The organism is Marinobacter sp., from assembly GCF_033722195.1.
Taxonomy (GTDB): Bacteria; Pseudomonadota; Gammaproteobacteria; order Pseudomonadales; family Oleiphilaceae; genus Marinobacter.
In genome coordinates, this window is the sequence record NZ_JAWVZL010000178.1 from 1 (window position 1) to 3,028 (window position 3,028).

The 3,028-nt window shown below is 63.4% G+C and carries 3 protein-coding genes and 1 pseudogene; 2 read left to right on the plus strand and 2 right to left on the minus strand.

The features are described 5' to 3' along the window. The first annotated feature begins 83 nt into the window (after window positions 1-83). Window positions 84-449 (plus strand): DUF4870 family protein, encoded by a 366-nt coding sequence (locus tag R3280_RS16455; protein ID WP_413468799.1) that lies wholly within the window; start codon window positions 84-86, stop codon window positions 447-449. Between the two features lie 7 nt (window positions 450-456). Here R3280_RS16455 and R3280_RS16460 read toward each other — a convergent pair whose 3' ends face one another. Both R3280_RS16460 and R3280_RS16465 read right to left on the minus strand, forming a co-directional pair. Continuing rightward, window positions 457-750: a DUF6316 family protein gene (locus tag R3280_RS16460; RefSeq protein ID WP_318999694.1), complete on the minus strand. Its 294-nt coding sequence runs from the start codon at window positions 748-750 to the stop codon at window positions 457-459. A gap of 338 nt (window positions 751-1,088) precedes the next feature. After that, a complete protein-coding gene (locus R3280_RS16465) occupies window positions 1,089-2,396 on the minus strand; it encodes an MFS transporter (protein ID WP_318999695.1) in 1,308 nt (435 codons plus the stop codon). A 348-nt stretch (window positions 2,397-2,744) separates the two neighbouring features. Here R3280_RS16465 and R3280_RS16470 point away from each other — a divergent pair. Continuing rightward, a pseudogene (locus tag R3280_RS16470) lies at window positions 2,745-3,028 on the plus strand (23S rRNA (adenine(2030)-N(6))-methyltransferase RlmJ); the annotation flags it as partial.

Consider the following 3,028-nt stretch of genomic DNA (forward strand, 5'->3'; position numbering starts at 1 on the left):
GGATTGTCATGCCGTCGGCGGCAGCCTAGGCCGGTAACTCTGAAGTATACTGGCGGCAAATCCGGACAGATGGAGGAGATCACTTGCCCGATCCCGAATTTCGCGCAACCGACGGGGACACCCCCATCGTGCGTCGCAACGAACCGGGCCGCAACCTGGCGGTCGCGGTCTATATCCTGCAGGCGCTGTCGTTCTTTCTGGGCGGATTGACCGGCCTGGCGGGGGTTATCATCAATTACGTCAAACTGGATGACGTGCGCGGCACCTGGATTGAGCCCCACTTCCGCTGGCAGATCCGAACCTTCTGGATCGGCGTGCTGTGGAGCGTCATCGGCGTCATCACCACGGTCATTATCGTGGGCTGGTTCATCCTGCTGGGCATTGCCATCTGGATCATCTACCGCATCGTCAAGGGCGCGCTGGCCCTCAACGACGGCAAGGCGCCCTGACTCCCACTCAGTCCGTCGGCAGGTCGGGCCTGACGATCGCTCCGAGGGCTACCCTGACCTCCTCACAGTCGGCACAGCCGGCAATCCGGCAGCGGGTGACGTCGTGGATCTCATAGCCTTCCGGCATCATGGCGGAGGCAGTGTAGTTGGCTACCCGGATGTGGTGGGCAAGGGCGCGGTCAGCGGCATCCCGGTCCTGAAAGGGGCCAAGATTGCGACCTTCCCGGGTTCTGACAATCCAGCCCTCATCGGTCCGCAGGAAGCGTTGGGAACGGGATGTGGCGAGAAAATGCGAACTCATGATCAGTGTCTCCGGGCAGCCTGGCGACCAGTCAGTGACTGGTCGCCCACAGTGAGATAACGGGGTGCGTTCGATGCCGCTTCTGTGCCGGCTCCCTGGGCAGTGTCCGGAGCCGGGGGATAGCTTGCGCCCACCCAGCTGACAGACATCACTCCTGTGATCAGTACGGCCATGGCAAACAGGATTCGCATCATGGCTTTGATTCCAGGTAAATACTCATTAAACGTCAGCAGAAGCATACCGGTTCCCTCACCGGTCTGACGATTGCCAGGGTGACTGTTTTGTCTGTCGATTCGGTCACATTTGCAGGGATTCAGGCCGGTCTGCCTCGGAGCCAGCTATTCCACTTCCCGCAGCCGGATGGCACTGATGGTGCCCGCCAGGCCAATCAGGCCCAGAAAGACAATGACCGCGCCATTGGAAATCAGGGACGCCAGGGCACTGAGGCCACCGGTGACCAGCAGCAGCACGCCGATCACGGTATTGCTGACGGCGGTGTAGTCGGTGCGCTTGTTGCCGCCGGCCATATCCACCAGGTAGGTCTTGCGGCCCAGCCGCACCCCGGCGTGGGCGATGCTGAGGACGAAGAACGCCAGCGGGTAGAACCAGGCCGAGGCCACGGCGGCGCCCTGGACCACGTTCAGGGTTCCGATCACCAGGCAAATCCCGCTGGCGATGGCGGCGCCCCGGATCATCACCTGGCGGCTCGACCGGTCCGCCATCCAGCCCCAGACGCTGGCGCTGATGGAGCTGGCCAGGCTGCTGGCCAGCAGGAACGAACCCAGCAGCCAGCCGGAGTCGCCCTGTTGCTGCGCCAGCAGTACGAAGTAGGGAGCCGCCAGGGCCGAACACAACAGCAGCGCCCGGGTGACTACGAAATGCCGGAAGGGCGCGTCGTCCCGCAGCAGAGAGAGGCTGCGCAGCGCATCCGCCAGGGCATTGCCACCGCCACCGGTTTCACCGGCTTCCTCGTCCACGGTGGCAAAGAGGCTGCCGGCTACAAGCCAGAGGACGGCGGCAAGGCCCAGCAGCATCACGTAGAACATGAGCTCGGGATCGCCGCGATCCCAGAACAGGACCACCGTCAGCGCCACGGTGGCGCCGCCGCTGACGGTGGTAGCCAGGCCGGAGAGCCGGCCCCGGCGGGTCTTGGGAACACATTTTCCCTGCACGTCCTTCATGGATACCGAGCAGAAACCCCGGGCCAGCGAGAACACCACCAGCGCCGCCAGCACGCCGTAGCCGGCCAGGTAGCCATCCAGCGTCCACACGCTCAAAGCCATGGCGGCGACACAGACGGCCTGACCATAGCTGCCCAGCACCCAGAACCATTTGCGCACCGGTTTTTGCCGCACCCAGGCGCCAATCACCATCTGCGGAATCAGCGACCCGGACTCGCGTATCGGCACCAGCCAGGCCACCAGGCCGGGCGCCCCGATGGCTCCCAACAACCAGGCCAGCACGGTTTTGGGGCTGATCAGCAAGTCCCCCAATTTGGTCAGTACCAAGCTGCCCAGGATCACAAAGAAATTTCGCGGCACCTCGCGACAGGCGCTGTCCGAGATATCGGTACAGGTGCGGGCGTCCTCCTCGTTGGCGATCAGGGCGTAGAGCTGATCGGCGGGATCACGGTGCTGCTGGGACAAAGCCACCTCCAGGTTTGCAGGGTTGGACGGCCTTTTATCTGGGGGTTTGTCGGACGTCGTTCAAGCGTCGTGTCGGCGCTGGCCTTCAGGCCAGGCGGGTCAGACGGTCGCCAAGACGGCCGGCACGGAGCCCGGAAAACGATACGTCGGAAACCCATGTCTGGATCCGGAGGGGGGCACCGGTACCGGAGCACATCAGAAATCCGTCAACGGCGGAATAGGGGCGGTGGCTTTGCCAAAGTACTTTAACCTTGTGATCTTCTGAAGATTTGTGCACGCATGGTTGCCGCCACCCGGCCATTGGGGCTTAATGGGCGGCTCCATGCCCCGGCCAGGACCGAAACGTCTATGCTGAGTTACCTCCACGCGTTCCATGCCGGCAATTTTGCCGATGTGCAGAAGCATGCCGGACTCTACCTCGGCCTCACAATGATGCAGGTCAAGGCCAGCCCCATTGCCTGTTTCGATACCCATGCCGGCAGCGCCGAATACGACCTCGGCATACAGACCCTCTGGCGGGACCGGGACAGGCTGGCGGCTCCGGACTGGGCCGGCTTCCTGTCGATTCTCGCGGATCGCAATCCGGCCGGTGGACCCTTGCGCATCTACCCGGGGTCGCCGGCCTGGATGCA